General features: G+C 72.5%; 5 protein-coding genes. 3 read left to right on the plus strand and 2 right to left on the minus strand.

Annotated features, from left to right (window positions below; all coding sequences use genetic code 11):
• On the plus strand, window positions 1–1,189 hold a 1,189-nt coding region (locus ACLU3S_RS35865; RefSeq protein WP_413956157.1), incomplete at its 5' end, for a hypothetical protein.
• Between the two features lie 21 nt (window positions 1,190–1,210).
• On the opposite strand, the gene ACLU3S_RS35870 is transcribed toward ACLU3S_RS35865, so the two are convergent.
• Window positions 1,211–2,536, minus strand: a complete 1,326-nt coding sequence (locus tag ACLU3S_RS35870) for an ABC transporter substrate-binding protein (RefSeq protein ID WP_413956158.1) — start codon at window positions 2,534–2,536, stop codon at window positions 1,211–1,213.
• 171 nt (window positions 2,537–2,707) lie between these two features.
• Between ACLU3S_RS35870 and ACLU3S_RS35875 the strand changes: the two genes are divergently transcribed.
• Both ACLU3S_RS35875 and purU read left to right on the plus strand, forming a co-directional pair.
• A complete protein-coding gene (locus ACLU3S_RS35875) occupies window positions 2,708–3,154 on the plus strand; it encodes an SCO4402 family protein (RefSeq protein WP_413956161.1) in 447 nt (148 codons plus the stop codon).
• 46 nt (window positions 3,155–3,200) lie between these two features.
• Entirely contained in the window at window positions 3,201–4,082 is an 882-nt protein-coding gene (purU, locus tag ACLU3S_RS35880; RefSeq protein ID WP_413956159.1) for a formyltetrahydrofolate deformylase, read from the plus strand.
• 18 nt (window positions 4,083–4,100) lie between these two features.
• Here the strand turns inward: purU and ACLU3S_RS35885 are convergent, their stop codons facing one another.
• The gene (locus ACLU3S_RS35885) at window positions 4,101–4,613 is read right to left on the minus strand and encodes an EF-hand domain-containing protein (protein WP_413956160.1); all 513 of its coding nucleotides are present in this window, start codon (window positions 4,611–4,613) and stop codon (window positions 4,101–4,103) included.
• Window positions 4,614–4,792: the final 179 nt, after the last annotated feature.

Consider the following 4,792-nt stretch of genomic DNA (forward strand, 5'->3'; position numbering starts at 1 on the left):
CGGCCAGGGCGACGCGTACGGCGCCCCGGACGCGCACCAGCAGCCCTACCAGTCCCCGCCCGAGGCCGCCGCGCAGCTGCCCGCGGCCCTGCCGGACGGCTACCCGCGGTCCGACGGTGCGACCCAGTACCTCCCGCCGGCCCCCGCCGCCTCGCCCGAGGGTGCGACCCAGTACCTGCCGCCGGTGCCGGCCGCCCCCGCCGACGAGGGCGCCACGCAGTACCTGCCGCCGGTGGTGCCGGGCGCGCTGCCGCCCGAGTCGGCCGGCGAGGCGACGCGCTACCTGGACCACGCGCCGCAGCAGGCGGCGCCCGTGGCGTCCGACGCGGAGGCGACCCAGTACATCCCGCCGTACGCGGCGCAGGGCCAGGGCGGGGACCGGCAGCCGCCCACCGAGTTCGACAACCTCTTCCGCAGCGGCCCGGCCGGTGACGGCCCGGCCGGATCCACGCAGCAGCTCCCGCGCGTCCAGCAGCCCGACGCCTACCAGCCCTCGTACGCCCCCGCGCAGCCGTCGTACGCCCCGCCGCAGGACGACGACCACGCGGGGCGCGGCGGACGGTCGCGGGTGCCGTTGATCGCCACCATCGGGGTCGGCATCGTCGTGATCGGCCTGGGTGCCGGAGCGCTGCTCAGCGGCGGGGACGGCAAGGGCCAGGGCGACGACGGCAAGACGGTCGCCGCCACGTCCGCCGCCCCGCAGAACTCCGGCTCGCCCGCCGCCGACCCGGCACGGCAGCAGGCGGTCGCGCTGGACAAGCTGCTCGCCGACAGCGGCAGCAGCCGGGCCTCGGTGATCAAGGCGGTGGCCGACGTCAAGCAGTGCAGCAACCTCGACCAGGCCGCCTCCAGCCTGCGGGGGGCGGCCCAGCAGCGCGGTGGGCTGGTCACCCGGCTCGGCAAGCTGTCCGTGGACAAGCTGCCGAACAACGCCGCGCTCACGGACGCCCTCACCAAGGCCTGGCAGGCGTCCGCCGCGGCCGACACCCACTACGCGGCCTGGGCCGACCAGGTCAAGGGCGGCGGCCGCAAGGGCTGCCACAAGGGGCACGCCCGGCCCACCGGCGAGACGGGGGCCGGCAACCGGGAGAGCGGCACCGCCAGCGCGCAGAAGGCCAAGGCGGCGGCGCTGTGGAACGCCATCGCGCGCAAGTACGGCCTGACCCAGCGCCAGCCCACCCAGCTGTGAGCGGCGGCGCGGGCGTGCGGCTCACTGCACGTCCGCGCCCTGCAGCGTCTTCGTCACGTCCGTGATTCCGCTGATGCCTCCGACGCCCTTGCGGGCCGGGACCAGCACGCCCTTCTGCACCACCTGGAGGGTGACGTCGGCGTTGACCAGCCGCGGGAACCCGATTCCGGCCAGCCTGCCCTCGTAGGGCCAGTGCAGGGTCGGGGTGAGGCCGCCGGTGGAGACCCGCAGGCCGTCGTCGAGGGTGTGCCGCACGGTGTCGGCGCTCACCTCGCCGGTCCCGATCTTCTCCAGTACGGCCCGGAGCACGGTGTAGGCGATCCAGGTGGTCTGCACCCCGGCGTCCGCGGGGTCGATGTCGTTGTCGCCGAAGGCCTCCTCGTCGATCACCTTTTTCATCCCGGCCCAGCGCGGGTCGGACGCCGGCGGGTACCAGCCGGTGATGTACGCCCCCTCGTACGGCCCCGACGCGCCGCCCGTCGCGTCGATCACCGTCTGGTCGACGCTGCCGAGGACGGTCGCGAGCCGCACCGCCGGACGGCTCGCGCGGGCGCGCCGGAAGGAGTCCATGAAGGTGTCCGTGCGGTCCCCGAGCGCGGGCACCACGCAGCCCTTGTGCCACGGGTCCTTGGTGGCGAACCGCAGCGCCTGCTCGGACGGGTCGCCGTACTCGGTGAGGTCCTCGGCGACGAGCTGGTCGCCGGCGCCGGCGTGCCCGCCCGACTTCAGCCCGGAGTCGAGCATCGTGGGCAGCTCGTCGCCCGCGATGCTGTCGGCGCGGACCAGCGCGACGGGCCCGCAGACGGCCGCGAGGACCTTGCCGAGGCCGGCGAGCAGGGCGGGCTGCCCGCCGTTGACCGGGTACGACGTCGTGCCGGTGAACTCGTCGTTGGTGACGCCGTAGCCGCCGATGTAGGGGATGCCGGCGCCTTCCAGCGGGGCGGAGTAGGAGTCGGTGAACTGGCTGTAGGAGCCGACGACCGCCACCACGTCCTTCTCGGCCGCGTCCCGGGCGCACTTCGCGGCGCCCACGCTGTCGTTGTGGTCGTTGCAGGTCAGGACCTGGAGTCTGCGGCCGTGTACGCCGCCGTGGGCGTTGATCCACTTGGCGTAGGCGCGGGCCATCGCGGGCATGCCGGGCTTGTTGGTGGCGTCGGTCCCCTGCGGCGCCCAGGTCATGACCTTGATCGGGCCGTCCCCGGCGCCCCCCGTGACACCGGCGACGACCCCGCATCCGGCGGTGAGCGACGCGCAGAGGGTCATCGCGCCCAGCGACAGGGCGGCGGCTCTGCCGGCGCGGGGGAGGGAGCGGAGGAAAGTACTGCGGATGCGTCGCCTGCCGGTCATGGACACGCACGATTCCCTCACACCGCGAACCGCGGTGTGACCCTCGGTCAATGAGAGGTGACACCGAGGTGAATTGAAGGGGCCGGTGGGACCGGCGGGACGAAGAACGTACGATCGACGACCGTGCAAGGTTCGGAGAACTCTTCCCGTCGCGGCCGTCGCTCCTCCACCATGGGCGGCATGCCCCTGAACGACATGCCGTGGTGGCGCTGGCGCAGCAATGTGCGCTCGGCGCTGCACATGCTCTCCGACCCCGCGTTCCAGCGGGACGTCTGGCTGGCCGGCGTGGACGGCTACGGCGACGTCACCGACGCCGTCTACCGGCTGGTCGAGGACACCTGGCTGGACAGCTGGTCCGCCGAGAAGTACGTCGGCACCATATTCCGGGACTCGCAGGAGGCGGCGCTCGTCGACACCGCCGTGCTGCGGGTCCTCAGGATCATGCACCAGGTCGGCCCGGACGCGCCGGTCGCCGCCTACCTCGAGCACCAGGGCTGGCCGGAGGCCGTGCGGGCGGCGCGGGACGCGCACGTGCGGATGGCGGTGAGCGACGGGGAGGACCCGGACGCGCCGCCGAAGAGCCTGGAGGTGCTGCGCATCCTCACCAGGTCCGCCTAGCGGACGAGCGCTCGCGGCCGGTCGCCGGTATGGGACCCTGTGGTGCATGAACGAGCAGTCCGCGACCGCCGCCACCCCGGCGGACCAGTACGTCCTCACCTTGTCCTGTCCGGACAAAAAGGGCATCGTGCACGCCGTGTCCAGCTATCTGTTCATGACCGGCTGCAACATCGAGGACAGCCAGCAGTTCGGCGACCACGACACGGGCCTGTTCTTCATGCGCGTCCACTTCTCGGCGGAGGCGCCGGTGAACGTGGACAAGCTGCGCGCCAGCTTCGCCGCGATCGGCGACTCCTTCCACATGGACTGGCAGATCCACCGGGCCGACGCGCGGATGCGCATCCTGCTGATGGTGAGCAAGTTCGGGCACTGCCTGAACGACCTGCTGTTCCGCGCCCGGATCGGTGCGCTGCCGGTGGAGATCGTGGGCGTGGTGTCGAACCACACCGAGTTCGAAGAGCTGGTGGGCTCGTACAACATTCCCTTCCATCACATTCCGGTCACCAAGGACACCAAGGCGGAGGCCGAGGCGAAGCTGCTGGAGATCGTCCGGGAGCAGGGCGTCGAACTGGTCGTCCTCGCCCGCTACATGCAGGTCCTCTCGGACGACCTGTGCAAGGAGCTCAGCGGCCGGATCATCAACATCCACCACTCCTTCCTGCCGAGCTTCAAGGGCGCCAAGCCGTACCACCAGGCGCACGCCCGCGGCGTCAAGCTGATCGGGGCCACGGCGCACTACGTGACGGCCGACCTGGACGAGGGTCCGATCATCGAGCAGGAGGTCGAGCGCGTCGGCCACGACGTGACGCCGGACCAGCTGGTGGCCATCGGCCGGGACGTGGAGTGCCAGGCGCTGGCGCGGGCGGTGAAGTGGCACGCCGAGCGGCGGATCCTGCTCAACGGGCGCCGCACGGTGGTGTTCGCCTGACGGCCCGGGGGCCTGCCATCACTCGGTGATGGTGAAGTAGCCCGCGATGGCCGGGATCAGATCGGCCTCCGTGACGGTGCCGTCGCCGTCGCCGTCCAGGGCCTCGGCCGCCGCGCGGGCGGCGCCCTGCGGCACGTGCAGCACCCGGAGCACGCGGGCGGTGTCCTCGACGGTGACGCGGCCGTCGGCGTCCTCGTCGGCCACCGCGAGGGCCGCGTGCAGGAAGGGGCGGGCGATCTCGGCGAAGCGGTCGGGGTTGTCGCGCAGGCGCTTGACCGCGCCGCTGATGAATTCCTCACGGGTGACGCGCTGGTCGCCGTCCCGGTCCGCCATCCCGGCCATGCCCTGCCAGAACGCCTCCGCACCGGCGTACAGCCCCTGCCCCTTGGCGGAGCGGGCGGGTACGGCGAACTCGGCGAGCAGCGCCTTGGCCGCCGCGCTGAAGTCCTCGCGGTCGATGTAGCCGTTGCCGTCCTGGTCGAGGGTGGCGAAACGGGCGGCGATCCTGCGCTCGTACTCGGTGCTGACCATGTCTGTTCGGGCCGCCTTACCTGTGCGTGGGGTTGACCTGGCACGGAGCGTACGACGCGGGCGGCCGCCCGGTGGCGGTGAACCGTCGGTTGTGCCAAGACCGGAGGAATTCTGCGACAACAGTGTTGTCTTGTCGCGGAACTCCGGCTCCCCGGTGCGCGGGCTCCCCAGCGCTCCGG

The sequence above is a fragment of the Streptomyces sp. AF1A genome (assembly GCF_047340315.1).
Classification (GTDB): domain Bacteria; phylum Actinomycetota; class Actinomycetes; order Streptomycetales; family Streptomycetaceae; genus Streptomyces.

Bases quoted from the DNA above. Each gene is read 5' to 3' on its own strand.
- ACLU3S_RS35870 (WP_413956158.1), bottom strand. From the start codon at position 2,536: ATGACCGGCAGGCGACGCATCCGCAGTACTTTCCTCCGCTCCCTCCCC.
- ACLU3S_RS35875 (WP_413956161.1), top strand. From the start codon at position 2,708: ATGGGCGGCATGCCCCTGAACGACATGCCGTGGTGGCGCTGGCGCAGC.
- purU (WP_413956159.1), top strand. From the start codon at position 3,201: ATGAACGAGCAGTCCGCGACCGCCGCCACCCCGGCGGACCAGTACGTC.
- ACLU3S_RS35885 (WP_413956160.1), bottom strand. From the start codon at position 4,613: ATGGTCAGCACCGAGTACGAGCGCAGGATCGCCGCCCGTTTCGCCACC.